The sequence below is a fragment of the Streptomyces soli genome, from assembly GCF_003999195.1.
Taxonomy (GTDB): domain Bacteria; phylum Actinomycetota; class Actinomycetes; order Streptomycetales; family Streptomycetaceae; genus Actinacidiphila; species Actinacidiphila soli.
On record NZ_RJVR01000283.1, the window covers coordinates 1 to 25782 of the forward strand.

Genomic DNA, 25782 nt, shown 5'->3' on the forward strand with positions numbered 1-25782 from the left:
GCCGCAGCCGGCCCCGGCCCCGGCGCCCGCCCCCAAGGCGGCGCCCGTGGCCAAGGCCGTGCCGGCCGCGGAGGCCGCCGTGACGGCCGAGGGCGGTCCGGAGTACGTCGTGCTACGCGGCCCGTCGGCCGCTGTGGCGAAGAACATGAACGCCTCGCTGGAGCTGCCGACGGCCACGTCCGTCCGTGCGATCCCGGTGAAGCTGCTGTTCGACAACCGGATCGTCATCAACAACCACCTCAAGCGCGCCCGGGGTGGCAAGGTCTCCTTCACGCACATCATCGGCTACGCCATGGTGCAGGCGCTGAAGATCATGCCGTCGATGAACTACTCCTTCGCGGAGCGCGACGGCAAGCCGACGCTGGTCAAGCCCGACCACGTCAACCTCGGTCTCGCCATCGACCTGGTCAAGCCGAACGGCGACCGGCAGCTGGTCGTCGCGGCGATCAAGAAGGCCGAGACCATGAACTTCTTCGAGTTCTGGCAGGCCTACGAGGACATCGTCCGCCGCGCCCGCGTCGGCAAGCTGACGATGGACGACTTCTCCGGCGTCACCGCCTCGCTCACCAACCCCGGCGGCATCGGCACCGTGCACTCCGTGCCGCGCCTGATGCCCGGGCAGGGCCTGATCCTCGGCGTCGGCTCGATGGACTACCCGGCGGAGTTCCAGGGCACCTCCCAGGACACCCTGAACAAGCTGGGCATCTCCAAGGTGATGACCCTCACCTCCACCTACGATCACCGGGTCATCCAGGGCGCCGCGTCCGGCGAGTTCCTGCGGATCATGAACCAGCTGCTGCTGGGTGAGAACGGCTTCTTCGACGACATCTTCGAGGCGCTGCGCATCCCGTACGAGCCGGTCCGCTGGCTCAAGGACATCGACGTCTCGCACGACGACGACGTCACCAAGGCCGCCCGCGTCTTCGAGTTGATCCACTCCTACCGGGTCCGCGGCCACGTCATGGCCGACACCGACCCGCTGGAGTACCGCCAGCGCAAGCACCCCGACCTCGACGTCATCGAGCACGGCCTCACCCTGTGGGACCTGGAGCGCGAGTTCGCGGTCGGCGGCTTCGCCGGCAGGACGATGATGAAGCTGCGCGACATCCTGGGCGTGCTGCGCGACTCGTACTGCCGCACCGTGGGTGTCGAGTTCATGCACATCCAGGACCCGAAGCAGCGCCGGTGGATCCAGGACCGCATCGAGCGCCAGCACTCCAAGCCGGAGCGCGACGAGCAGCTGCGGATCCTGCGCCGCCTCAACGCGGCGGAGGCCTTCGAGACCTTCCTGCAGACGAAGTACGTCGGCCAGAAGCGCTTCTCCCTCGAGGGCGGCGAGTCCGTCATCCCGTTGTTGGACGCCGTCATCGACGCGGCCGCCGAGTCGCGGCTCGACGAGGTCGTCATCGGCATGGCCCACCGCGGCCGCCTCAACGTGCTGGCGAACATCGTCGGCAAGTCGTACGCCCAGATCTTCCGCGAGTTCGAGGGCAACCTCGACCCGAAGTCGATGCACGGCTCCGGCGACGTGAAGTACCACCTGGGCTCCGAGGGCACCTTCACGGGCCTGGACGGCGAGCAGATCAAGGTCTCGCTCACCGCCAACCCCTCGCACCTGGAGGCCGTGGACCCGGTCGTCGAAGGTGTCGCCCGCGCGAAGCAGGACATCATCGGCAAGGCCGGCACCGACTTCACCGTCATGCCGATCCAGCTGCACGGCGACGCGGCCTTCGCGGGCCAGGGTGTCGTCGCGGAGACCCTCAACATGTCGCAGCTGCGCGGCTACCGCACCGGCGGCACCGTGCACATCGTGATCAACAACCAGGTCGGCTTCACCGCCGCCCCGGCCGAGTCCCGCTCCTCGATGTACTGCACCGACGTGGCCCGCATGATCGAGGCGCCGATCTTCCACGTCAACGGCGACGACCCGGAGGCCGTGGTCCGCGTCGCGCGGCTCGCCTTCGAGTTCCGCCAGGCGTTCAACAAGGACGTCGTCATCGACCTGGTCTGCTACCGCCGCCGTGGTCACAACGAGTCCGACAACCCGGCCTTCACCCAGCCGCTGATGTACGACCTGATCGACAAGAAGCGCTCGGTGCGCAAGCTCTACACCGAGTCCCTCATCGGTCGTGGCGACATCACCCTGGAAGAGGCCGAGCAGGCCCTCCAGGACTACCAGGGCCAGCTGGAGAAGGTCTTCACCGAGGTTCGCGAGGCGACCGCCCCGGCAGCCCCGCAGATCGACACCTCCGAGCCCTCGGGCCCGGAGTTCCCGGTCGAGGTGGACACCGCGGTCTCCCAAGAGGTCGTCAAGCGGATCGCCGAGTCCCAGGTCAACATCCCCGACCGCGTCACCGTCCACCCGCGCCTGCTGCCCCAGCTGCAGCGCCGGGCGGCGAGCGTCGAGGACGGCACCATCGACTGGGGCATGGGCGAGACCCTCGCCATCGGCTCCCTCCTCCTGGAGGGCGTCCCGGTCCGCCTGGCGGGCCAGGACTCGCGCCGCGGCACCTTCGGCCAGCGCCACGCCGTCCTCATCGACCGCGAGACCGGCGAGGACTACACCCCGCTGCTCTACCTCGCCGAGGACCAGGCCCGCTACAACATCTACGACTCGCTGCTCAGCGAGTACGCGGCCATGGGCTTCGAGTACGGCTACTCGCTGGCCCGCCCGGAAGCGCTGGTGATGTGGGAGGCCCAGTTCGGTGACTTCGTCAACGGCGCCCAGACCGTCGTCGACGAGTTCATCTCCTCCGCCGAGCAGAAGTGGGGCCAGACCTCCGGCGTCACCCTCCTGCTCCCGCACGGCTACGAGGGCCAGGGCCCGGACCACTCCTCGGCCCGCATCGAGCGCTTCCTGCAGCTGTGCGCGCAGAACAACATGACGGTCGCGGTCCCGACCACCCCGTCGAACTACTTCCACCTGCTGCGCTGGCAGGTCCACAACCCGCACCACAAGCCGCTCATCGTCTTCACCCCGAAGTCGATGCTGCGTCTGAAGGCCGCGGCCTCGAAGACCGAGGAATTCACCTCCGGCTCCTTCCAGCCGGTCATCGGTGACTCCACGGTCGAGCCCGAGGCGGTCCGCAAGGTCGTCTTCTGCTCCGGCAAGGTCTACTACGACCTGATCGCGGAACGTACGAAGCGCGGCAACACCGACACCGCCATCATCCGCATCGAGCGGCTCTACCCGCTGCCCGGTCAGGAGATCCAGGCCGCCCTGGCCCCGTTCACCAAGGCCCAGAAGTACGTCTGGGCCCAGGACGAGCCCGCCAACCAGGGTGCCTGGCCGTTCATCGCCCTCAACCTGATCGACCACCTCGACCTGGTTCTGGGCGCCGCCCCCGACAACGCGGACCGGCTGCGTCGCGTCTCGCGTCCGTCGTCCTCCTCGCCGGCCGTCGGCTCGGCGAAGCGGCACCTGCAGCAGCAGGAGGAGCTGCTCACCGAGGTCTTCGAGATCTGAGTGGTCTGCGTAGTCTGAGCAGTACGCGAAGGGGGGCCCCGCACTCACCGAGTGCGGGGCCCCCCTTCCATCCGGAACGTCCCCGAGCAGGAGCACCCCTTGTACTTCACCGACCGCGGCATCGAGGAGCTGGAGAGCCGTCGTGGCGAGGAGGAGGTCACCTTCGAGTGGCTGGCCGCCCGACTGCAGGAATTCGTGGACCTGAACCCCGAGTTCGAGATCCCGGTGGAGCGGCTGGCAACCTGGCTGGCCCGGCTCGACGACGAGGACGACGACGAGTAGCCGCTTGACTTCCCCTGCACGCGATATATCGTGTCTCTCAGAGACGCGATATGTTGCGTTGTCGGCGCATCCCGTGGAGGGGCGAAATGAGCGGCACGTCGGAATGGTCCGTCACCGAGCCGGACAAGCTGGTCTTCGAGGGCGGGGTCGATACCCTGCACGTCCGCATCGTCAACGGCGCGGTGAACGTGGTCGGTGTCGACGAGGGCCCCGCGCGACTGGAGGTCAGTGAGCTGGAGGGGCCGCCGCTGATCGTGAGCCACGCGGGCGGCACGCTGACGGTGACGTACGAGGACCTGCCGTGGAAGGGCCTCTTCAAGTGGCTGGACCGCAAGGGATGGCGCCGGCATGCCGTGGTGTCGCTGGCGGTGCCGCAGCGGACGCATGTGTCGGTGGGGGTCGTCGGGGCGAGCGCGGTGATCTCCGGGATCGCCGAACGTACACAGGTTCGCGGGGTGAACGGGGACATCGCGCTGGTCGGGCTGACCGGGCCGGCGAGCGCGGAGACGGTGAACGGGGGCGTTGAGGCGCAGGCCGTGTCCGGGGACCTGAAGGTCAACACCGTGTCCGGCGACCTGACCGTGGTGGAGGGCAGCGGGGCGGCCGTCAAGGCGGACTCGGTGAGCGGCAACATGGTGCTGGACCTCGACCCGCGCGGTGCCGCCGACGTACGGCTGACGACGGTGTCCGGGGAGATCGCGATCCGGATCCCGGAGCCGGGGGACGCGGAGGTGGACGCCAACACCACCAGCGGAGCGGTGAGCTGCGCGTTCGACGAACTGCGGGTGACCGGGCAGTGGGGGGCGAAGCGGATCACCGGGCGGATCGGGTCGGGCGGGGCGCGGCTGAAGGCCACGACCGTGTCCGGGGCGATCGCGCTGCTGCGCCGGCCACCGATCGAAGACGCCGCCGATACGGACCCGTTCCGGAAGGACGCCTGACATGCCCCCCGTTTTCGCCCACGGCCGCCTGCGCCTGTACCTGCTGAAGCTGCTGGACGAGCGCCCGCGCCACGGCTACGAGGTCATCCGGCTCCTGGAGGAGCGCTTCCAGGGCCTGTACGCGCCCTCCGCCGGCACCGTCTACCCGCGGCTGGCCAAGCTGGAGCAGGAGGGCCTGGTCACCCACTCCACCGAGGGCGGCCGCAAGGTCTACGCGATCACCGACGCCGGCCGCGCCGAACTCGCCTCCCGCGCCGGTGAGATCGACGACCTGGAGAACGAGATCCGCGAGTCCGTCTCCCTCCTCGCCGCCGAGATCCGCGAGGACGTCCGCGGCGCCGCCGGCGACCTGCGCCGCGAGATCCGCGCCGCCGCCCAGCAGGCCCGTACGAAGCCCGGCCCGGCGCCCGACCACCAGGAGTGGAAGGAACAGGCCCGCCGCGCCAAGGAGGAGGCCCGCAGCGCCCGGCGCCAGGCCAAGGAGGCGCAGGACTTCGCCCGCGACGAGGTGCAGCGGATCGCCCGCCGGGTGCAGGACGAGATGCAGGAGCACGTCCAGCGCGGCGACTGGCAGGGCGGCCTCAAGGAGGGACTGGCCGAACTCAGCCGAGAGCTGGGCCAGTTCGGCCGCTCGACGCCCTGGCCGGGGTACGCGAAGCCCGACCCCGCCGGCGCCGAAGCCCCCGACTGGGCATCGGAGGACGCCCCCGTGAGCGATGACCCGGCCCGCGACCTGGAGCGGCTGCTCGACCGCTTCCGCGACGACGTACGCGACGCAGCCCGCGACCACGGCGTCACCGCCGAGCAGTTGCGCGAGGCCCGCCGCCATCTGTCGACGGCAGCGGCGCACATCGGCGTCGTCCTGCGTACGCGCAAATCCTGACGGATCCTTGACCGGGCGCCGGGGTCCGACCCCCGGCGCCCGGCGCCCGATGCGATGATCAGCCCGTGGACATCCTGAACGCACTGCTGGGCGCCTGCGCGCTGCTCAGCCTCGGCCTCGCGATCGTGGCGGCGACCACCGGCCGTATGCTGCCCTGGCTCGTCGGCCAGACCCCTCGCCCCCGACTGTGGGGCATCGGTCAGCTGCCGATGGGACTCTTTTTCCTCTTCCAGGCCGTCGCCCAGGTGGTCCACATCGCCCCCGGCACGCGAGCGACGGTGACGGGCATCGGGGTCGTAGCCATGGTGATCGGCTTCGGCTTCAGCTGGGCCGGTCAGCGCGCGAGCCGCCGCACGCGGGCCGCTCTGCGGGAGGAATCGGCGGCCCCGTGACAGGGTCCACGGAGTTCACACCGTCAGCACGATCTTCCCGAACAGCTCGCCGCCCGCCATCTTCTCGAAGCCCTCGCGGGCGCGATCGAGCGGGAAGACGGAGTCGATGACCGGCCGGACGCCGGTCGCCGCGCAGAAGCTGAGCAGGTCCTCGAGCTCGTCCTTCGTACCCATCGTGGAGCCGACGACCTTCAGCTCGAGGAAGAAGATCCGGTTCAGCTCGGCGGACTTCGGGCTCGGCCCGGACGTCGCGCCGGAGATGACCAGCGTGCCGCCCGGCCGCAGCGACTTGACCGAGTGGGACCAGGTGGCCGCGCCGACGGTCTCGATGACGGCGTCGACCCGGTGCGGCAGCCGCGCGCTTGCCTCGAAGGCGGCCTCCGCACCGAGTTCGACGGCCCGGGCGCGCTTCGCCTCGTCGCGGCTGGTCGCGAAGACCCGGAGCCCGGCGGCCTTCCCCAGCACGATCGCGGCGCTCGCGACGCCGCCGCCGGCGCCCTGCACGAGGACCGAGTCCCCGGGCCGTACCCCGGCATTGGTGAAGAGCATGCGATACGCGGTCAGCCAGGCCGTCGGCAGGCACGCGGCCTGCTCGAAGGACAGCTCCTTGGGCTTGCGCAGGACGTTCCAGCTCGGCACGGACACCTTCTCGGCGAAGGTCCCCTGGTAGCGCTCGGTGAGGATCGACCGGGGCTCGTCCAGCCCCACCCCGTAGCCGGACTGGCCGATGACGGAGTGCAGGACGACCTCGTTGCCGTCCTCGTCGATGCCGGCGGCGTCGCAGCCGAGGATCATCGGCAGGCTCTCCTCGCCCAGCCCGACCCCGCGCAGGGACCACAGGTCGTGGTGGTTGAGCGAGGCCGCCTTGACGTTCACGGTCGTCCAGCCGGGCCGGGGTTCGGGTTCGGGCCGCTCCCCGAGCTCAAGGCCGTTCAGCGGCTGGTCACGGTCGATGCGGGCAGCGTAGGCAGCGAACATGACCTTGAACGTAGCCGCGCGGGGCGGCGCCCGTGAAGGCCCCGCCCCGCGAAGCGACGTACGTCACCCGGCCAGGCTCTTGTCGGACGTACCTAGCGCCGCGCGACACCCTCGGCCCGGGCCGCGGCGGCGACCGCCGCCGTGACCGCCGGGGCGACCCGCTCGTCGAAGGGGGAGGGGATGACCCGGTCCGCCGACAGTTCGCCGTCCACCACCGCGGCCAGCGCCTCCGCGGCCGCGATCTTCATGCCCTCCGTGATCCGGGACGCCCGCACCTGGAGCGCGCCGGCGAAGATGCCGGGGAAGGCCAGCACATTGTTGATCTGGTTCGGGTAGTCGCTGCGTCCGGTTGCCACGACGGCGGCGTACTTGTGCGCGACGTCGGGGTGGATCTCCGGCGTCGGGTTGGCCATCGCGAAGATGAACGCGCCCTTGGCCATCCGGGCCACCGCTTCCTCGGCCACGGTGCCGCCCGAGACGCCGATGAAGACGTCGGCGCCCTCCAGCGCGGCCTCGAGCGAGCCGGTCAGGCCGGCCCGGTTCGTATACGAAGCCAGCTCACGCTTCGCGGAGTTGAGGTCGCCGCGGCCCGCGTGGACGACTCCCTTGCGGTCGGTGACGGCGACGTCACCGATGCCGGCCTCGATGAGGATCTTGGCGATCGCGACACCGGCCGCTCCGGCCCCCGAGATCACCGCGCGCAGCTCGCCCAGCGCCCGCCCGGTCAGCCGCACGGAGTTCCGCAGGGCGGCCAGCGTCACGACGGCCGTCCCGTGCTGGTCGTCGTGGAAGACCGGGATGTCCAGGCGGTCGATCAGTTTGCGCTCGATCTCGAAGCAGCGTGGCGCCGAGATGTCCTCGAGATTCACTCCACCGAAGGACGGGGCGAGCCGCACCACGGTCTCCACGATCTCGTCCACGTCGGTCGTCGCCAGCGCGATCGGCACCGCGTCGACGCCGCCGAACTGCTTGAAGAGGATCGCCTTGCCCTCCATCACCGGAAGCGAGGCCTCGGGACCGATGTCGCCGAGTCCCAGCACCGCGGTGCCGTCGGTGACGACCGCCACGACGTTCGACTTCCACGTGTACTCGTGGACCAGCTCCGGCTGCTCGGCGATGGCGCTGCACACCTTGGCCACACCGGGTGTGTAGGCGAGAGACAGATCGTCCGCGTCGCGCACGGGCACGGTGGAGGACACCTCCAACTTGCCGCCGCGATGAAGGGCGAACGCCGGATCGACGGGGCTCTCAGGACCGTCACTGTCAGTGCGAGGGTTGACAATCTCCGCTGCCACTTTTTTGACCCCTTTGTCTAAATTGTCTACGAGGGTACTACCCCCTACGACAGGGGATAGGTGGGCTCGGCAAGCACAGCCACAGGAATTCGAGTGGGTCCCGCGACGCGCGCTGCCAGGCGTGCCGCACGCACGCCCTGGGCCCCGGATGAGGGGTAAGGGTCTGTTCTACCGGAAGACCGTTTCCGCTGACGAGTCGTAATTGCGCGATGACGGCAGGAGCAGTTCGGGAGATAGCCGCTTAGAGCGACCAAGAGTCCGAACAGCGGGATACGGCACGTGATACGCGTAACTTGTCAGCGCAGCCCCACCGCGGTCCGGCCCTGGTGTACCGGCCAGGTGGGAGTTCGGGGATCGCCCGTTATCTGATTTTGACACAACCGGTCGCCTAAACGCCCATGTCCGGATGGCAAGATGCCTGAGATCACACGGTGTCGCGAACCCCGAACGCGTGTGTCAGCCAAAAGGGAGCTACCCCACTCCGCAGGAGGAACCAGCAATGACCGCCAGCACCACCCGTCGCTCGACCGCCACACCCCGCTTCGCCGCGGTCGGAGCCATCGCGGTCGCAGGTGCCCTGCTGCTCACCGGCTGCGGTGACCAGACCAACAAGGGCAGCTCGACTTCCAGCGCCTCCTCCTCGAATGCTCCGCTGTTCAGCAAGCTCCCCGCGACGTACCAGAAGTCCGGCGTGATCAAGGTCGGCACCGACGCCACCTACGCCCCCATGGAATACACCGAGGGCGGCAAGATCGTGGGTATCGACCCCGACATCGCCGCCGCGCTCGGCAAGCAGCTCGGCGTGAAGTTCGAGTTCGTCAGCGGCACCTTCGACGGCCTGATCACCTCGCTGAACACCGGCCGCCAGGACGTCGTCATGTCCGCGATGAGCGACACCAAGGCACGCCAGCAGGGCCTGGACGACAGCGGCAAGAAGATCGGCACGGGCGTCGACTTCGTCGACTACTTCGAGTCCGGCGTCTCGCTGCTGGTCAAGAAGGGCAACCCGTCGGGCATCAACACCCTCGCCGACGTCTGCGGCCACACCGTCGCGGTCCAGCGCGGCACGATCTACGAGACCACCTTCAAGGACCAGGCCAAGAAGTGCGGCTCGAAGAAGCTCACGATCGAGTCGTTCGACACCGACGCCGAGGCGCAGACCCGGGTCAAGGCCGGCGGCGCGGTCGCTGACCTCAACGACTACCCGGTGGCCGCCTACCTCGCCAAGACCTCCGGCGGCGGCAAGGACTTCGACGTCGTCGGCGACCAGATCGGCGCAGGCCCCTTCGGTATCGCGACCAGCAAGAGCAACACCCAGCTGCGCGACGCCCTCAAGGACGCCGTTGACGCGATCATCGCCGACGGCACCTACAAGACGGTTCTCGCGAAGTGGGACGTGGCCAACAGCGCCGTCACCAAGGCAGCCATCAACGGCGGCTCCTGATCCGCGTTCCGCAGAAGGGCAGTCACTGTGACTGACAAGATCGACAAGGCGCCTGGGCCCGCTGCCGCCCAGACGCCTTACGAGGACATCCGTGCGATTCCGGTACGCCGCTACGGCCGCTGGGTCAGCGGCGTCGTCGTAGTGGTCCTCCTCGGCTGGCTCGTCTACGCCTTCTCGCAGGGCAACGTGATGTGGGGAACCGTCGGGGACAAGCTCTTCGACAGCTCCGTGCTGACCGGCCTCTGGCACACCGTCCTGATCAGCGTCACCGCCATGCTGCTCGGCCTGGTGCTGGGCGTGCTCTTCGCCGTGATGCGGCTGTCGAAGAACCCGGTGACGGGCGCCGTGGCGTGGCTATACATCTGGTTCTTCCGCGGCACCCCGGTCTACGTACAGCTGCTGATGTGGTTCAACCTGGCGCTGATCTTCCAGTACCTGAATCTCGGGCCCATCTACAAGAACGAGATGGTCGACGTCATGACCCCGTTCGTCGTGGCCCTGCTGGGCCTCGGTCTGAACGAGGGCGCGTACATGGCGGAGATCGTCCGGGCGGGCATCCAGTCCGTCGACGAGGGCCAGACGGAGGCCTCGCACGCCCTGGGCATGACCGCCGGCCAGACCATGCGCCGGGTGGTGCTGCCGCAGGCGATGCGGGTGATCATCCCGCCGACCGGCAACGAGTTCATCAACATGCTGAAGACCTCGTCCCTGGTGTCGGTAGTGCAGTACGTGGACCTGCTGCGCGCCACCTCCAACATCGGCGCGAACTCGGGCGCGGTGATGGAGATGCTCTTCGTGGCGTCGGCCTGGTACCTGATCCTGACCAGCATCTTCAGCGTCGGCCAGTACTACCTGGAGCGCCGGTTCGCGCGCGGCTCGCTGCGCAGTCTGCCGCCGACTCCGTGGCAGCGCATCAAGGCCAATCTCGGAACCCTGCGTCGCCCGGAGGTGGCCCGATGACCGACTTCAGCAAGGGTGCGGGCAGCCAGCCCATGGTCAAGGCGGAGGGCGTGCACAAGTCCTTCGGCCTGGCGCACATCCTCAAGGGCATCGACCTGGAGGTCGCGCCCCGGGAGGTGTTCTGCCTGATCGGCCCCTCGGGGTCGGGCAAGTCCACCTTCCTGCGGTGCATCAACCACCTGGAGAAGATCAACTCCGGGCGGCTGTCGGTCGACGGCGAGCTGGTCGGCTACCGGCAGAAGGGCGACAAGCTCTACGAGCTCAAGGACCGCGAGGTGGCCGCGAAGCGGCGGGACATCGGCATGGTCTTCCAGCGCTTCAACCTCTTCCCGCACATGACGGCGCTTGAGAACGTCATGGAAGCCCCGGTCATGGTCAAGCGCGAGTCGAAGGCCGTCGCCCGCGAGCGGGCCCAGCGGCTGCTGGACCGCGTGGGCCTGGCCGACAAGGCGCAGAACTACCCCTCGCAGCTGTCGGGCGGCCAGCAGCAGCGGGTCGCGATCGCCCGTGCGCTCGCGATGGAGCCGAAGCTGATGCTCTTCGACGAGCCGACCTCGGCCCTCGACCCGGAGCTGGTCGGTGACGTCCTGGACGTCATGCGCGGCCTGGCCGAGGACGGCATGACCATGGTCGTCGTCACCCACGAGATGGGCTTCGCACGGGAGGTGGGCGACGCCCTGGTCTTCATGGACGACGGCGTCGTGGTCGAGGCGGGCAATCCGCGTGACGTGCTGACCAACCCGCAGCACGACCGCACCCGGTCCTTCCTGTCGAAGGTCCTGTAGCGCGTGTCCTCTAAGCTTGAGATTAAACCCCGACAAGATCGTTTCTTATCGGGGTTCGTCGTTCTCCTGCCAACAGGCACGGCCACCCGCGACCCTTCGGAGTGCTGAAGCTACGAAGGTGGGAGGGTGGCCGTGGGGCCGACTATGCCAGGGCTGCGCGCTGTGGTCGAGGGAGAAGCCGAAGCACGGCGACGCCTGATCACGTTCCGTGCCGGACTGTATGCCTGCTTACGACGTCGCGGTGACGCGCTGTTCGAGCTGGTAGAGGCAGTTTTGACGGCGCACGGGCCGGTCGGCTCGCTGGTGGAGCTGTCCGAGGAGAAAGCGTTCCGCCGCGGCCACGGAGCCTTGTACGACGCTCTGGCCTGCGGAGACATCGACGTCCAAGCTCTGGCGGAGCTGTTGGCGAACTCGTGGCAGGTCGTTGATGACGGCCCGGTCAAGGTGGCGGTGGACGTCTCGCCGTGGGCGCGGCCGGACGCCGTTACCTCCGACGGACTGTGCCACTGCTACGCGTCCTGCCGCTGCGACGGAGCGCGCAAGACCATCCCGGGCTGGCCGTACTCCTTCGCCGCCGGCCTGGAGTGGGGCGCCACGTCGTGGACGACGCTGCTGGACGTGGCCCGGATCGGGCCTGATGACGACGCCACCATCGTGACGGCCCGGCAGGTACGGCGGGTGGTCGGGCGTCTTGACGCTGCCGGTCTGCTCGCCGGACGCCCAGCCCCGGTGTTCGTCTTCGACTCCGGCTACGACCTGACCCGAACCAGCTATCTGACCAGCCAGGATGGCTTGGAAGTTCAGATCCTGGGGCGGGTGCGCTCGGACCGGGTCTATTACTCCGATCCTTCCGGGCGCAGGCCCGAGGGGCAGCCCGGACGGCCCAGGAAACACGGCGAGCGGTTCGAGCTGAGCAACCCGGCCACCTGGCCGACTCCCGACGAGCAGCTTGTCGCGGAAAGTCCCCGCTACGGCACGGTGAAGGTCACCGCCTGGCACGGCTTGCACCAGAAACTGACCCGGCAGGCCGGCTGGACCGGCTTCACCAGGACCATGCCGGTCATACCGGGCACCGTGATCCGCATCAAAGTCGAGCACCTGCCCGGCAACCGGGCGCCACAGGATCTGTGGCTGTGGCACACCGCGCCCGCTCACACGGCCTTCGACCTGGACCTGCTGTGGAAGACCTACCTGCGCAGGTTCGACATCGAGCACACCTTTCGGCTGATCAAAGCAGTGCTGGGCTGGACCTGTCCGCAGATCCGCACTCCCGAGCAGGGCGAGCGCTGGACCTGGCTGATCCTGGCAGCACACGCCCAACTCCGCCTCGCCCGCTCCCTCACGCGTGACCTGCGACGCCCGTGGGAACGATCCATCCCCGCCGACCAGCCGATGACACCCGGCCGTGTCCGCCGAGGTTTTCGTCACCTACGGCGCACGATCGGCACTCCCGCCAGAAGACCGAAACCCGCAACCGCAGGCCCTGGCCGCCCGAAAGGCACCACCCGACCACCCCGTACCCGCTACCCAGTCGGGAAAAGGAAGACCACCCCCACCAGCAAAAACAACCAGCGCCAACCAACACCAGAGGTCGAGAGCACCACATCGGCTAAATGATCTTCACAGGTTTAATCTCAAGCTAAGGGGCGGTACCCATCGGGGGCCGCCCCTTACGCGCTACGTCACTTCAGTCCGAGTACCACCGCGTCGGTCACCGAGCGCCACACCGGCCGCGCCTCAGCGAAGCCCGCCTCGCGCAGCGCCGCCGAGTGCCACTCCGCCGAGTGCGTCTCGCCGAGTGCGTGGTCGCCGTAGATCTCGTACCGCCGAGCCGTGGGCTCGGCCAGCACGGGGTCGGCCTTGGCGGTCGCCCACCACTCCTCCCAGGTCAGCACCCCAGCGGCCTTCTCGCGCTCCTGGCGGGCCCGGTCCTGCGCTTGGGCTGCGGAGTTCAGGCGGGGCGTGGACGGGTCGGGCATGTGGTCGGCGTTCATGAAGACCCCGCCGTCCCGCAGGACGCCGGCGACCTGCCCGTACAGCGCCTTGAGGGGCTCCGGCTTGAGCCAGTGCAGGGCGGTGGCGGTCAGCACGGCGTCGTACGTCCCGTACGGGAGCTTGGACGGCCACTGCGGGTCGTGCAGGTCGGCCGTGACGAAGGTGACCCGCCGGTCCCCCGCGAAGTAGCCGCTCGCGATGGTGAGCAGGGCCGGGTCGAGGTCGAGGCCGGTCGACACCGCACCCTGGAAGCGCTTCAGCAGCCGGTCGGAGATACTGCCGGTGCCGCATGCCAGGTCCAGCACCCTGGGCTCGGGGCCGGCGAGGGCCTCCACCATGTCGAGCATCACCCGGAAGCGTTCCTCCCGGTCGGGCAGGTACCACTCCTGCTGCCGGTCCCAGCTGTCCTGCCAGGTCTTCCAGTCGGCGACGTGCATGACGATCCCCTCCAGCCGTAATACCCTTACAGCCACGGCAGCCATTACTCACCCTAGAGCGCGCCCGTAAGGACTACAAGTGGAACTGGCCTATTACTCGGACTACGCTGTGCGCCTGGTGAACAGCGAAGAGCCGGATCGCGGCACCGACGCCCTCACCAGCGTCGACGCCGTACGCGCCCTCTTCGGGCCGTCCACCCAGGCCGCCGCTCGCGCCGTCGACTCCGACGTCAACCGCCTGCGCGCCGTACGGACCCGCCTGCGCGGCGTCTTCGAGGCAGCCGCCGAGGGCGACGAGGTACGGGCCGTCGATCTCCTCAACGCCCTGCTCCTGGAGTTCCCGGTCAGCCCGCAGATCTCCGGCCACCAGCACCTGGACGAGAGCGGCCGCCCCGACTGGCACATGCACCTCGCAGACCACGCCGCCACCGCCACCGCCGCCTACGCCGCGACCGCCTGCATGGGCCTGGCCTTCCAGCTCACCGACCTCGGCGTGGACCGCCTCGGCATCTGCCAGGCCGCACCCTGCCGGAACGCGTACATCGACACATCGACAAACCGCTCGCGCCGCTACTGCTCCGACCGCTGCGCGACCCGCGCAAACGTCGCCGCCTACCGCGCCCGCAAACGCCTCGAGAACGACCGGTCCGCCCTCAGCGGTCTCACACACGACACCGCCCACGAAGCCACCCCGGCCACCGACCGCTGAACCTCCAGCGGCGGCCTGAACCGCCCCAGCCCCCGGGCCAGCACCAACTCGTCCGGCACCGTCCCGAACTGACGGCTGTCGCTCTCCGCGAACGTGTTGTCCCCCAGCACCCACCAGCCGCCGTCGCGCCGCTCCACGGCACGCTTGACGATCAGCAGATCCTGCTGGAGCGGGTGCCGGAGCACCACGACATCACCCTCACGGACTACATCCGGACTCTTCACGTACTGGATCAGCAGCCAGTCGCCGTTCTTCAGCGTCGGCAGCATCGATGGACCCGTCACCTCGACCAGCTGGAACGGCTGCCTGGCCCTGCCCTCCCGCATGCCGCGCCTCCTCACGCCTGCCTCGTCCCTTCCTCCACCAGACCCAGAGTGACACCAGACTTTTGTACTAAGCACCCAGGGGCACTCGAGAAAACGACCCCGGCAGGGGGTAATCTCCCATCTGGAAAGACGATCACGAGGAAGGACAGCCATGTTCACTCGCCTGTTCGCGCCCAAGGTTAAGGTCAGCGCCCACTGCGACCTGCCCTGCGGCGTCTACGACCCGGCCCAGGCCCGTATCGAGGCCGAGTCCGTCAAGGCGGTCCAGGAGAAGTACCAGGCCAACGAGGACCCGCACTTCCGCGCCCGCGCCATCGTCATCAAGGAGCAGCGCGCGGAGCTGGCCAAGCACCACGTCTCGGTGCTCTGGAGCGACTACTTCAAGGCCCCGCACTTCGAGAAGTACCCCCAGCTCAGCACGCTGGTCAACGACACCCTGAAGGCGCTCAGCGCCGCCAAGGCGTCGACCGACCCGGCGACCGGCCAGAAGGCCCTCGACCTGATCGCCGAGATCGACAAGATCTTCTGGGAGACCAAGAAGGCCTGATCCCGGCAGAGAACCGCCGGCCCGCGCCCGGCCCGCAAGGACACCGACCACGGAGTCCTGACGGCCCGGGCGCGGGCTGTTTGTTTATTCGTTCCTGTTGTTATTCGTTCCTGGCGGTTTCGGGGCCGGTGATCCGCTTGAGCAGGGGGAGGGTCAGGGCGATGACGCCGAGGGAGACGGCGAGGCCGGCGAGGACCGTGACGTAGTACTCGACTCCTGGTGGTTGGAGGGAGTAGTTCTGCTGGGACTTGAGGAAGAGCTTGGCGGCCAGGAAGCCGCTGGTGGTCGCGACCACGGCGCTGACGAGGAGCGGGACGGCGGTCTCCAGGGCGATGATGCGGCGGAGCGTGCCGAGCTGGACGCCGGTCAGACGGAGCAGGCTGAATGGGCGCTTGCGGTCGTTGAGGCCGGCGACGACGCTCACGGCGAGGCTGCAGCGATGATGACGACACCGGCCAGTTGCTTGTAGCCGTTGAGCAACTGCGCGTCGTTTGTGGATGCCCGGCGCTCCGCGGTGGTGGCGGGTGCCCATTGCTGGTGGGGGAAGGCGACGGTGAGTGCGGTTCTCACCTGCTCGATCACCGATTGCGACCCGTTGGTTCCGACGACGACCGTCTGGACCGGGACCTTGTCGAGTGCCGCGGAGGAGAGGTGGGCGGCGGGCCAGCCCGTGGGGTACTGGGCAGGCGCGGAGTCCGAGTCGAAGACGAAGTTCGGTGGGACCGACGCCACGTCCGTCCCGGCAGCGCAGTGGCCGAAGTCCGACACGCCGGTGAGCTGACGGCACGAGATGAGTCCGGCCACGGTGGGCTGGTGGCCGCCGAGGTCGATCTTGGTGCCGAGGGGATTGGTGTGGATCAGCAGCAGGCCCTGGACGCCGGGGATCGAGCGCAGATCGGCCAGGACCGAGTCCGTGACCGGTGGGATGGACGACCTCGGCACGCCCGGGACGGTGGTCCAGCCACCGGAGAAGTCGGCCATCACGGTGCTCCTGGCGGCCGCGCTGCCGTGCGGGACGCCGCGTTCTGCGACCTCTGTGGTGATCACCCCGACGGCTGTGCTGGTGACGAAGAGGGCGAGGACGAGCCCGCTGATGGCGCGGAAGCCGGCCTGCGGGTTGTCCGAGAGCCGCCGCCCGGCGATGAGCGTCGCGGGCCGGTTGGTGCGCCGGGCCATGACCCGGGCGCCGACCATGGTCAGCCACGGCCCGGCGATGACCAGGCCGGCCATCATCAGGAAGATTCCACTGAGATACGCCCGGATCTGGCCGTCGGTGGTGGCGGGATGCCTGCCGACGAAGAAGCTGAGTTCGCCGATCCCGGCGGCCAGCGGGATCAGCCGGTACGCCCGGGGCGCGCGCGGAGTGACGCGCCGGCTCACGCCCAGCGGGGAGATCCGTACGCGTCGCAGCGCCAGCCGCGCGGCGGCCGCCGCCGCCGCCGGGACGCCGACAGCAACCAGCAGAATGTCGGCAGCGCTCAGCGACAGGTCACTCGGGTAGAACCGCACGCCGGTGAAGGGAGCCGCCGCCAGCGGCCCCCGGAAGAGGAGGAACAGGCAGAAGCCGATGGCCGTACCGGCAACGGCGGCGACCGTCGACTCGACGGCCGAGACCACCGAGACCTGCCGGGGCGTCGCACCGACGAGGCGCATCGCGGCGAAGCGCTGCTCGCGGCGGGCGGCGGCGAGCCGGGTGGCCGTGCCGATGAAGATGAGGACGGGGAAGAGCAGCGCCGCCGAGGTGACCGACAGGATCAGGTCGATGCCGGATGCCGGGGTGCCGTTCTGGCAGTTCGAGCAACTGCTGGGCGATTTGGTGGCGATGCTGGTGACCCGAGCCGCGTCGGGTGCGTGCGACAGTTCGTCGGCGGTGTGGCCGACGATGACGATCAGGGAGTCCGGGCCCGGGAGCGCCGCCGCGCCGATCGTGCCGACCTGGCTCCCGGGGTAGCGGTCGCCGAGTTCGGCGGCCGGCGCGGAACGGAGCAGCGTGCTGAGAGCCGGTGAGGCGTAGTACTGCCCTGGTCCGGGCAGTCGCGGGATGCCCGGCGGGACGGGTGACGTGGGGCCGGTGGCGGCGACGTCGACCCGGATGATGCTCTTGCCGTCGTAGCGGTCGGTGGCGAGCGTGCCCCACAGCGGGTCCGGCGACGGCTTGACGCCGGCGGCCGTGGCCCCGGGAGTGCCGGAGTTGAGCCAGGCGTAGCGGGCGTTCTGCGTGTTGACGCCGTTGACGGCCGCCAGGGTGACCAGTAACAGGCCGACTCCGAGGGCCACGGCGGCGGCGGTGACGATGAGGCGGGCGACGGCCTCTCTGCCGCCGCGCAGGGTGAGGCGTAGGCCGAAGGAGATCACGAGCCCACCCGGTCGACCGAGTACGAACTCACTTTTCCGTCGCGGACGATGACCTCGCGGTCGGTGTACGCGGCCACCCTGGGCTCGTGGGTGACCACGATGACGGTGGTGCCCTGCTCGCGGGCGGCGGCGACCAGCAGATCCATGACGTGCTCGCCGGTGAGGGAGTCGAGGGAGCCGGTCGGCTCGTCCGCGAACAGCACCTCCGGGCGTGCGACCAGGCCGCGGGCGAGCGCGACGCGCTGGGCCTGTCCTCCGGACAGCTCCCCGGACCGGCGCTGTTGCAGGCCGTCCAGGCCGAGCCGCTCGAACCACTCTCCGGCGGCTTTCAACGCGGCCGTCCGGCGGGTGCCGCCCAGCAGCAGTGGCAGGGCTATGTTCTCCTCGGCGGTCAGCTCGGGCACGAGCTGACCGAACTGGAAGACGAACCCGAAGCGGTCCCGGCGCAGGACGCTGCGTTCGGTCTCGCTCATGGTGTCGAGCCGGCGGCCGGCGAAGTGGATCTCACCGGAGTCGGGGGTGAGGATCCCTGCCAGGCAGTGCAGCAGCGTCGTCTTGCCCGAGCCGCTCGGACCCATGATGGCCAGGATCTCTCCGTCTTCCACCGTCAGGCCGGCGCCCTGGAGGGCGGGGGTCTGGCCGAACGACAGGACGACGTCACGCGCCTCGAAGATACGGCTCGGGGAACTGGGCTTCGCCGGAAGGTTGTCGGCGTTCATGACCGCACCGCCTCCGCGAGGGCGTCGAGACGGGCGGCGGTCAGGTCGATCCACCGCAGATCCGATTCGAGGTGGAACAGGCCGTGGTCGGCAAGAAGCGCGTCGACCATGCCGCCGGCCCGCTTGATCTCCATCAGCTCGCGCATCCGCCGCAGATGGGCGGCCCGTTGGGTGTCGAGGTAGCGCGCCGCGTCGCGCCCCAGCATCAGCGCCAGCACGACCTTGGCGAACAGCACGGTCTGCAGGTGCGGTTCGGCCTCGACCGGTTCGGTCAGCCAGGCCTCGAACTCGGTCGCTCCTTGCTCGGTGATGACGTACCGCTTGCGGTCGGGGCCGGCTCCCGCCTCCGCCTCGCCCACCACCACCTTTCCGTCCCGGGCCAGTCGGCCGAGGGTGGCGTAGACCTGCCCGGACGGGAGTGGTTTGCCGCGCCCGAAGACGGCGTCGTAGTCGCGTTTGAGGTCGTAGCCATGGCTCGGCTCTCGCTCGAGCAGGCCCAGCAGGGTCAGGGGAACACTCATGGCGTCAACGTACTCTCAGCGTATACTCTGAGTCTATACACTCGGTGGCTAGAACTCCCGCAATCCGGGGCGCCGGTGGCTGCGTCTAGAGTGCGCGCGTGATGAGTGAAGCGGGTCGGAGACCGGCGGGCGGTGGGCCGGAAGGCGCGGAGCAGATGATCGCGGAGGCGCGGAAGGCGTTCTTCGTGATGTTCGGCTTCCTGGCGGTCGTGTGGGCGGTACAGCTCGCCAACTGGGCGCAGCAGTACGGCCTTTCCCGGGACTACGGTCTGGTCTCCGGCAACCTCGGGACGCTGCCCGACCTCCTCACCGCGCCCCTGCTGCACTGGAGTTGGGCGCACATCGAGAGCAACTCCGGGCCGCTGTTCATCTTCGGCTTCCTCGCCGCGTACCGGGGCGTGGCCCGCTTTCTGGGTCTGACACTGCTGGTCGCCATGACGAGCGGGCTGACGGTGTGGCTCTTCGAGCGCGGGAGTGTCGAGACGGTCGGCGCCAGCGGGCTGATCTTCGGGTACTTCGGATACGTGGTCGTGCGCGGGCTCTTCGACCGGCATCTCATCGACACGCTCATCGGCGTCGTCATGGCCGGCTCCTTCGCGTACATGCTCACGGTGGCCGTGCCCGGCACCCCCGGGGTGAGCTGGCTCGGGCACCTCGGCGGCCTGGTCGGCGGCGTGGTCGGGGCGTGGGTGTTCCGGGACCGGCGGGGCGGGCGAGCCATAGAGCCGGCGCGGGCCGCGCCGGTCGGGGGTCCGGGCAATCCGCGCTCCGACCTGCACAAGGAGCTGGGCGATCTGGGGCTGCTGGACTGATCAGTTCGCGGCAGCCCGCCTAGGTACGGGCCGTGGCGCGGGAGCTGCACTACCCGGGCGGCCGACACGCTGCGGATGGAGGGGACAGCGTTGGTGCTGCATGTGCGGGGCGTTGTTCTGCCGGAGCGGGTGGAGCGCGTCCTCGCCGGGACCGACAGTCTCCCGTGCGGCACAGTCGCGGGCGAGGCCGCCTGGCTGGCCCGGGCCGGCCTTCCGGCGGAAGCGGCGGTCGGGGCGGCGTCGTGGTCCGCGCGGTCATGGCTCGGGTTGCCAGGGCTGGTTGAGGGAGCACCGGCAGATCTGGTGGCGTTCGACGTGGACCCGACCCTGACCCCGGAGGCGCTGACCCGCCCCAGCCGAGTCATTCTCCGAGGGCGCGTAGTGGCCTGACGCGGGCGGCGACGGGGTGACGCCGGCTCCGAAGGGTCGGACGTGCTCGGGCTCGAAGCCGGCGAGGAGTTCTTCCAGGGCGTGCTGGTCAGGGCCGATGAAGGGGTCGGCGGGGGGGACGGTGGCACCGGTGGAGGGGCCCGTCCTGTGGTGCGTGCGGCAGACGTCACTACTTCAGCAGGGCGGCGGATGACGCTCGCGTCGGCCGGCGCTCTGCTCGGGCGTCCGGGCGGGGCCATAACGCCGTGTGTCTGGAGAACGGCGACGGCTTCGAGGTCGAACTCGTGGCTCAGCCCGGCAGTTGAGCGGCCTGGCCCTGGAGGTGGGCGCGCTCGGGGAGGCTGGAGGTGCGGCGGGCGGCGAGGAGGTAGGAGGCCGTCGCCCGCACCGTCCGGCCGAGCCCGGGGTGGGCCAGGCCCACGCCCTGGACGAACTCGCCGGAGGCGATGAGGTCGTCGTTCAACTCGCCCATGAAGTCCCGCATCGCGGCGAGGTCCGTCTCGGGCCAGGTGTCCATCTCGCCGTAGGCCTTCTCGTTGCCGAAGATCAGGAGCATGTACTTCATGGCGTGTGCACCTCTCGTGCGCTCGGGGCGCCCCGGGTGGGGTGCCTCTCGCGGGAGACGTCGGAGCCGTCGGCTCGCTTTCGACACTACGCGTCGAAAAGAGCGCTCACCGATTCTCCGTTGTGGATCCGCCGCATGGCCTCGGCGAGGGCGGGCGCGATCGACAGCACCCGCAGCTTGTCCGTCCGCTCGCCGTCAGGCACGGGCACCGTGTCCGTGCAGACGATCTCCAGGACGTCCGGCTGGGAGCCGATCCGCTTGAGGGCGCCGTCGGCGAACAGGCCGTGCGTGCAGGCCACGCGGACGGAGGCGACGCCGGTCTCCCGGAGCCGGTCCAGCAGTTCCAGCACGGTGCTGCCCTTGGCGATCTCGTCGTCCAGCACGATCACATCGCGCCCGGCGACCTCACCGATCACCGCGGAGATGCTGACCCGGTCGTCGGCGAACCGCTGCTTCGCCCCGGCGGCGACCGGCACGCCGAGGAGCCGGGCGAAGGCGGCGGCCTCCTTGGCATTGCCCAGGTCGGGAGAGACGACGACGGCGTTGCTGAGGTCGTACTGTGCGAAGTGCGCGGCCAGCTCCCGCAGGGCGTGCAGGTGGTCGACGGGGACGCTGAAGAAGCCGTGGACCTGCGGCGAGTGCAGCGTCATGGCCAGCACGCGGTTCGCGCCGGCGGTCGCCATGAGGTCGGCGACCAGACGCCCTCCGATGGAGATGCGGGGGGCGTCCTTCTTGTCGGAGCGCGCGTAGGAGTAGTGCGGCATGACGACGGTCGTACGGGCGGCGGAGGCGCCGCGCGCGGCGTCCAGCATCAGCAGCAGCTCGACGAGGTGCTCCTGCACGGGGCGGACGAGCGGCTGGACGATGAAGACGTCGCGCTCGCGGCAGTTGGCCTGGAGCTGCACTTCGAGGCAGTCGTTGGCGAAGCGGTCGACGCGCACCGGGTGGAGGGGCACGCCGAGGTGAGCGCAGATGGCGGCGGCCAGCTCGGGGTGGGCACTGCCGCTGAAGACGGCGATGTCTCGCTCTCGCACGGAACGGTCCTTTGCTTGGGTTGATCGTCTCGCTTTGATCGTTCGCGGCGCCGTTCGCATGCTATCCGCAGACTCCGGGAAAAGAATTTCGGCCCTCGTGTCGATCCGCGCCGCTCCCGTTCGACGCGTATCCAGAAGCGGGGAACGCCCCCGCCGACAGGCACAGAGCGAAGAAGGAGACAGGGCCATGCGCTTCATGTCACTGATCAGGATCAACGAGGACAACGTCCCTGAGGGCGGCCCCAGCCCGGAGCTCATGGAGGAGATGGGCAAGCTCATCGAGGAGATGACCAAGGCCGGGGTGATGCTCGACACCGGCGGCCTGCGGCCCACCTCGGAGGGCACGCGCCTGCGCTGGAACCACGGAGAGCTGACCGTGACCGACGGGCCGTTCACCGAGACGAAGGAGTTCATCGGCGGCTACGCGATCGTCCAGGCGAAGTCGAAGGAGGAGGCGATCGAGTGGACCAAGCGCTTCCTGAAGGTCCACGGCGACGAGTGGGACCTCACCTGTGAGCTCCGTCAGGTCGAGGAGGCCGAGCTCTAGCCCGACGGCCCCGACGGCCCCTACGGGCTCCCTGCTTGCCGCCACCCGGAGCGGCTGCTCTGATGGGTGGCTGTGAGCTCTGACGACGACGCCCGCCGGGCGATCGAGGCGGTGTGGCAGATCGAGTCCGCCCGAGTGATCGCCGGTGTGGCGCGGATCGTACGAGACCTCGGCATCGCCGAGGAGCTGGCGCAGGACGCTCTGGTCGCCGCCCTCGAACAGTGGCCGGAGTCAGGTGTCCCGGATAATCCGGGCGCCTGGCTCATGGCCACGGCGAAGCACCGCGCGATCGATCTCGTACGCCGCAAGGAGCGCTACGCGCGCAAGCTCGAGGAGCTGGGCCACCGGCTGGAGGTCGAGGACCCGTCGGAGCAGGACTTCGCGGCGGCCGAGGCAGCGGCGGACGGCGACATCGAGGACGATCTGCTGCGGCTGGTGTTCACCGCCTGCCATCCGGTGCTGGCGACCGAGGCGCGGGTGGCGCTGGCCCTGCGACTGCTGGGCGGTCTGACGACTGCCGAGATCGCGCGGGCCTTCCTGGTCGCGGAGGCGACGGTCGCCCAGCGGATCGTACGGGCCAAGAAGACCCTGGCGAACGCGGGCGTGCCCTTCGAGGTGCCGCAGGGGCCGCAGCGCGGTGAGCGGCTGGCGTCGGTACTGGAGGTCATCTACCTGATTTTCAACGAGGGCTATTCGGCCACCGCAGGCGACGACATGATGCGGCCGGCGCTCTGCGAGGACGCGCTGCGGCTCGGCCGGGTCCTCGCCGGGCTGATGCCGCAGGAGCCGGAGGTGCACGGGCTGGTCGCCCTGCTGGAGCTCCAGGCGTCCCGCTTGGCCGCCCGCACCGGGCCCTCCGGGGAGCCGGTGCTGCTGGTCGACCAGGACCGCCGCCACTGGGACCGGCTGCTCATCCGCCGCGGCTTCGCCGCCCTCGCCCGCGCCGACGCGCTCGGCGGCCCGCCCGGGCCGTACGTCCTCCAGGCCGCGGTCGCCGCCTGCCACGCGCGGGCCTTCGGCGCCGACGAGACGGACTGGCCGCGCATCGCCCAGCTCTACGAGGCCCTGTCCCGGCAGGTCGCCTCCCCGGTCGTGGAGCTCAACCGCGCCGTCGCCGTCGCGATGGCGTACGGCCCCGACGAAGGCCTCAAGCTCGTCGACGAGCTGGCCGGCGAACCCGCCCTGCGCGGCTACCACCTCCTGCCCAGCGTCCGCGGCGACCTCCTCGAACGCCTCGGCCGGCACACCGAGGCACAGGCCGAGTTCGAGCGCGCCGCCGCCCTCACCCGAAATGAGCGCGAACGGGCGCTGCTGCTCGGCCGGGCGGAGCGGGCGGCGGAGGCGGCATTCGGGGGTCTCATGGTCATCATCCTCGTGCGTGCGGCCCGTGTCCGGGGCGAGTATGGAGACATGGCCGCCAACAACAAGACCGAGATCCTGCGGATGCACGGCCTGGCCCTCGACTTCTTCTCGGCCGGTGTGCACGCCGTACGCAACGACCAGTGGGACGCCCCCACACCCGACACGGCGTGGTCCGTACGCGACCTGGTGAACCACCTCGTCGTCGAGCAGCTCTGGGTCCCGCCCCTGGTGCGGGACGGCAAGACCATCGCGCAGGTCGGCGACGCCTTTGAGGGCGATCAGCTCGGCGACGACCCCGTGGGCGCCTGGGACCGCGCCTCCGAGGAGGCGCGCGCCGCCTTCCGGGAGGCCGGGGCGCTCGACCGCATCGTGCACCTGTCGTACGCGGATACTCCGGGCGCCGCCTACTGCGCGCAGATGACGACCGACGCCGCCGTGCACGGCTGGGACCTGGCACGGGCGATCGGCACGGACGAGCGGATGCCGGACGGGCTGGCCACCGCCGCCCTGCGCGAGGTGAAGCCGTACGCCTCCGAACTGCACAAGAGCGGGCTGTTCGCGCCGCCCGTCCCTCCGCCGCCGGAAGCCGACGACCAGACGAAGCTGCTGTGCCTGCTGGGCCGGAAGCCGTAGGCCGCCCGCCTCACAGCCACAGAGCCAGGTACCGGCCCATCATGCGGAGGAAGTCGTGCGTGGCGTCGGCCGCCCCGACCGCCGGGACCAGGCCCAGCAGGAGTACGGCGAGGACGGCAGCCCGGACGGTGGGGAGCGGCGCCCTCTGAAGCGCGCTGACCCGGCGGGTGATCCCGTGCTCGGAGAAGCCGAGCGCCGCGCAGAGCGGTGCCTGGCTGCCGTGCGAGGCGAGCGCGGCCCGTGCCAGGGCCCGGGCGGCGACGCGGCGGTCGCCGGCGGCTTCGGCGGCGCGCTCGTCGGCCCAGCGCTCCAGGAGGAAGCCGATGGTGTCGCGTACCGGGATGAGCAGCGGATTGACGGCGGCGGCGACCTCCGCGAGGAGGGCGAGCCGGGAGTGACCGTGGACCAGGTGGGCGCGCTCGTGGGCGAGCAGGACCTGCCGCTCGGGCGCGTCGAGCACGGCGAGCATCCCGGTGCTGACGAGGATGCGCCCAGGCGCGTCGGGGCCGCGGAGCGGGACGGCGAAGGCCTGCGGCTGCGCGGAGGCGGCGACGATCAGCTCGGTGCCGCCGGGGTGGGAGGCGGACAGCCGCCGGAGCGCCCGCCCGGTGACGCGTACGGCGCGCAGCGTCCGCCAGAGCCGGACGACGACGGCTGTCAGGGCGGGCAGCGCGGCGATGGCGATGGCGAAAGGCACCGGCTCAGGGATGTGGAAGCGGTGCTCCCTGGCCTCGGCGACGACCGGCGGGGAATCGCCGAGGAGGGTGGCCGCGAGAAGGATCAGGCCCCAGACGGAGGCTGCGGCCGTGAGCGCGGCGGAGACGGCGAGCGCGCGTGCGGCGGGCGCCGGCGCGAGCCGCCGGCCGACGGCCGGGCTGACGGCGGCGAGCAGCAGGGACAGGGCGAGCGGAAGGTAGACGTCGATCCTCATGAGGCGCGGCCGCGTTCGTCCCCGGCCGTGAGGCGTTCGTCCCCGGCCGTGAGGAAGAGCCGCAGCGCCTGTTCCTCGGCCGGGCTGAGGCCGGTCACGAACTGCTGCAGTGCGGCGATGGGGTCCGGTCCCCGGTCGAGCGCCTGGTGCATGACCTCGGCGGTGAGCTGGGCCGCGTTCTTGGTCGGCCGGTAGGCACCGCGCCGGCCGTCCGCGTCGCGGCGGACCATGCCCTTGTCGTACAGGCGCTTGAGGATCGTGTGGACGGTGTTGTAGGCGAGGCCACTGCCGAGCTCGCTCTGGATGTCCGCCGGGGTGAGCGCGCGATCGGTCGCCCACAACGTGGCGAGGATTTCGCTCTCCAGTTCGCCGGGGCTGCGGCGCGCCGACTTGTCCTGGGGCTCCGTGGCTGCCATAACCGCACCTTACAGTCCGTGGGGTTCACCTTCCCGGTGCATACCCCTAGGTGCTGT

At 70.0% G+C, this 25782-nt stretch carries 25 protein-coding genes and 2 pseudogenes; 15 read left to right on the forward strand and 12 right to left on the reverse strand.

The window, feature by feature from the left end; translation table 11 throughout:
- From EFK10_RS30850 to EFK10_RS30870, 5 genes are all read left to right on the forward strand, one after another.
- On the forward strand, positions 1-3466 hold a 3466-nt coding region (locus tag EFK10_RS30850; protein WP_127358947.1), incomplete at its 5' end, for a multifunctional oxoglutarate decarboxylase/oxoglutarate dehydrogenase thiamine pyrophosphate-binding subunit/dihydrolipoyllysine-residue succinyltransferase subunit.
- A 99-nt stretch (positions 3467-3565) separates the two neighbouring features.
- Positions 3566-3748 carry a DUF6104 family protein gene (locus EFK10_RS30855; RefSeq protein WP_127358948.1) on the forward strand — a complete coding sequence of 61 codons (183 nt, stop codon included), beginning with the start codon at positions 3566-3568 and terminating at the stop codon, positions 3746-3748.
- Between the two features lie 86 nt (positions 3749-3834).
- A complete protein-coding gene (locus EFK10_RS30860; RefSeq protein WP_127358949.1) occupies positions 3835-4689 on the forward strand; it encodes a DUF4097 family beta strand repeat-containing protein in 855 nt (284 codons plus the stop codon).
- Position 4690: 1 nt separating this feature from the next.
- Entirely contained in the window at positions 4691-5572 is an 882-nt protein-coding gene (locus EFK10_RS30865; RefSeq protein ID WP_127358950.1) for a PadR family transcriptional regulator, read from the forward strand.
- A gap of 65 nt (positions 5573-5637) precedes the next feature.
- On the forward strand, positions 5638-5964 hold the full coding sequence (locus EFK10_RS30870; protein ID WP_127358951.1) for a hypothetical protein: 327 nt from the start codon (positions 5638-5640) through the stop codon (positions 5962-5964).
- Between the two features lie 15 nt (positions 5965-5979).
- Here the strand turns inward: EFK10_RS30870 and EFK10_RS30875 are convergent, their stop codons facing one another.
- Positions 5980-6942 (reverse strand): zinc-binding dehydrogenase, encoded by a 963-nt coding sequence (locus EFK10_RS30875; RefSeq protein ID WP_127358952.1) that lies wholly within the window; start codon positions 6940-6942, stop codon positions 5980-5982.
- A gap of 92 nt (positions 6943-7034) precedes the next feature.
- Positions 7035-8237: an NAD(P)-dependent malic enzyme gene (locus EFK10_RS30880; RefSeq protein WP_127358953.1), complete on the reverse strand. Its 1203-nt coding sequence runs from the start codon at positions 8235-8237 to the stop codon at positions 7035-7037.
- A gap of 499 nt (positions 8238-8736) precedes the next feature.
- Here EFK10_RS30880 and EFK10_RS30885 point away from each other — a divergent pair, with 499 nt between their 5' ends.
- The 4 genes from EFK10_RS30885 (at position 8737) to EFK10_RS30900 (ending at position 13043) form a co-directional block, all read left to right on the forward strand.
- Positions 8737-9681 (forward strand): ABC transporter substrate-binding protein, encoded by a 945-nt coding sequence (locus tag EFK10_RS30885; RefSeq protein ID WP_127358954.1) that lies wholly within the window; start codon positions 8737-8739, stop codon positions 9679-9681.
- 27 nt (positions 9682-9708) lie between these two features.
- Positions 9709-10641 (forward strand): amino acid ABC transporter permease, encoded by a 933-nt coding sequence (locus EFK10_RS30890; protein ID WP_127358955.1) that lies wholly within the window; start codon positions 9709-9711, stop codon positions 10639-10641.
- A complete protein-coding gene (locus EFK10_RS30895; RefSeq protein WP_127358956.1) occupies positions 10638-11426 on the forward strand; it encodes an amino acid ABC transporter ATP-binding protein in 789 nt (262 codons plus the stop codon). Before EFK10_RS30890 ends, EFK10_RS30895 begins: the two co-directional genes overlap by 4 nt.
- A 144-nt stretch (positions 11427-11570) precedes the next feature.
- Entirely contained in the window at positions 11571-13043 is a 1473-nt protein-coding gene (locus EFK10_RS30900; RefSeq protein WP_265737575.1) for an NF041680 family putative transposase, read from the forward strand.
- A gap of 65 nt (positions 13044-13108) precedes the next feature.
- Here the strand turns inward: EFK10_RS30900 and EFK10_RS30905 are convergent, their stop codons facing one another.
- Complete coding sequence (locus tag EFK10_RS30905; protein WP_240677578.1) at positions 13109-13903, reverse strand: class I SAM-dependent methyltransferase; 795 nt, start codon at positions 13901-13903, stop codon at positions 13109-13111.
- Between the two features lie 34 nt (positions 13904-13937).
- Here EFK10_RS30905 and EFK10_RS30910 point away from each other — a divergent pair, with 34 nt between their 5' ends.
- On the forward strand, positions 13938-14567 hold the full coding sequence (locus EFK10_RS30910; RefSeq protein ID WP_127358957.1) for a CGNR zinc finger domain-containing protein: 630 nt from the start codon (positions 13938-13940) through the stop codon (positions 14565-14567).
- Here the strand turns inward: EFK10_RS30910 and sodX are convergent.
- Positions 14471-14893 carry a nickel-type superoxide dismutase maturation protease gene (gene sodX, locus EFK10_RS30915; RefSeq protein WP_127358958.1) on the reverse strand — a complete coding sequence of 141 codons (423 nt, stop codon included), beginning with the start codon at positions 14891-14893 and terminating at the stop codon, positions 14471-14473. The genes EFK10_RS30910 and sodX overlap by 97 nt on opposite strands.
- Before the next feature lie 151 nt (positions 14894-15044).
- On the opposite strand from sodX, the gene sodN reads away from it, so the two are divergent.
- A complete protein-coding gene (gene sodN / locus EFK10_RS30920) occupies positions 15045-15440 on the forward strand; it encodes a superoxide dismutase, Ni (RefSeq protein WP_127358959.1) in 396 nt (131 codons plus the stop codon).
- A 100-nt stretch (positions 15441-15540) separates the two neighbouring features.
- Here sodN and EFK10_RS48910 read toward each other — a convergent pair whose 3' ends face one another.
- From EFK10_RS48910 to EFK10_RS30935, 4 genes are read right to left on the reverse strand one after another with little or no spacing between them, the layout of a single operon-like run.
- Positions 15541-15864: an ABC transporter permease gene (locus tag EFK10_RS48910; protein ID WP_206305648.1), complete on the reverse strand. Its 324-nt coding sequence runs from the start codon at positions 15862-15864 to the stop codon at positions 15541-15543.
- Complete coding sequence (locus EFK10_RS30925; RefSeq protein WP_206305649.1) at positions 15861-17795, reverse strand: FtsX-like permease family protein; 1935 nt, start codon at positions 17793-17795, stop codon at positions 15861-15863. Before EFK10_RS30925 ends, EFK10_RS48910 begins: the two co-directional genes overlap by 4 nt.
- Positions 17792-18514: an ABC transporter ATP-binding protein gene (locus tag EFK10_RS30930; protein WP_127358960.1), complete on the reverse strand. Its 723-nt coding sequence runs from the start codon at positions 18512-18514 to the stop codon at positions 17792-17794. The genes EFK10_RS30925 and EFK10_RS30930 overlap by 4 nt, the downstream gene beginning before the upstream one ends.
- A complete protein-coding gene (locus EFK10_RS30935) occupies positions 18511-19035 on the reverse strand; it encodes a PadR family transcriptional regulator (RefSeq protein ID WP_127358961.1) in 525 nt (174 codons plus the stop codon). Before EFK10_RS30935 ends, EFK10_RS30930 begins: the two co-directional genes overlap by 4 nt.
- 155 nt (positions 19036-19190) lie before the next feature.
- Here EFK10_RS30935 and EFK10_RS30940 point away from each other — a divergent pair, with 155 nt between their 5' ends.
- Positions 19191-19847 (forward strand): rhomboid family intramembrane serine protease, encoded by a 657-nt coding sequence (locus EFK10_RS30940; RefSeq protein ID WP_240677579.1) that lies wholly within the window; start codon positions 19191-19193, stop codon positions 19845-19847.
- A 679-nt stretch (positions 19848-20526) separates the two neighbouring features.
- On the opposite strand, the gene EFK10_RS30950 is transcribed toward EFK10_RS30940, so the two are convergent.
- Complete coding sequence (locus EFK10_RS30950; RefSeq protein ID WP_127358962.1) at positions 20527-20802, reverse strand: YciI family protein; 276 nt, start codon at positions 20800-20802, stop codon at positions 20527-20529.
- 86 nt (positions 20803-20888) lie between these two features.
- Positions 20889-21836, reverse strand: coding sequence for a ribose-phosphate diphosphokinase (locus tag EFK10_RS30955; RefSeq protein WP_240677580.1), 948 nt, complete (start codon positions 21834-21836; stop codon positions 20889-20891).
- A 187-nt stretch (positions 21837-22023) separates the two neighbouring features.
- On the opposite strand from EFK10_RS30955, the gene EFK10_RS30960 reads away from it, so the two are divergent.
- From EFK10_RS30960 to EFK10_RS51095, 3 genes and pseudogenes are all read left to right on the forward strand, one after another.
- Positions 22024-22383, forward strand: a complete 360-nt coding sequence (locus EFK10_RS30960; protein ID WP_127358964.1) for a YciI family protein — start codon at positions 22024-22026, stop codon at positions 22381-22383.
- Between the two features lie 66 nt (positions 22384-22449).
- Positions 22450-23721 (forward strand): annotated as a pseudogene (locus EFK10_RS30965) (RNA polymerase sigma factor); the annotation flags it as partial.
- Positions 23722-23850: 129 nt separating this feature from the next.
- Positions 23851-24378 (forward strand): annotated as a pseudogene (locus tag EFK10_RS51095) (TIGR03086 family metal-binding protein); the annotation flags it as partial.
- Positions 24379-24388: 10 nt separating this feature from the next.
- On the opposite strand, the gene EFK10_RS30970 reads toward EFK10_RS51095, so the two are convergent.
- On the reverse strand, positions 24389-25309 hold the full coding sequence (locus EFK10_RS30970) for a M48 family metalloprotease (RefSeq protein WP_127358966.1): 921 nt from the start codon (positions 25307-25309) through the stop codon (positions 24389-24391).
- On the reverse strand, positions 25306-25725 hold the full coding sequence (locus EFK10_RS30975; RefSeq protein ID WP_127358967.1) for a BlaI/MecI/CopY family transcriptional regulator: 420 nt from the start codon (positions 25723-25725) through the stop codon (positions 25306-25308). Before EFK10_RS30975 ends, EFK10_RS30970 begins: the two co-directional genes overlap by 4 nt.
- Between the last annotated feature and the right edge of the window lie 57 nt (positions 25726-25782).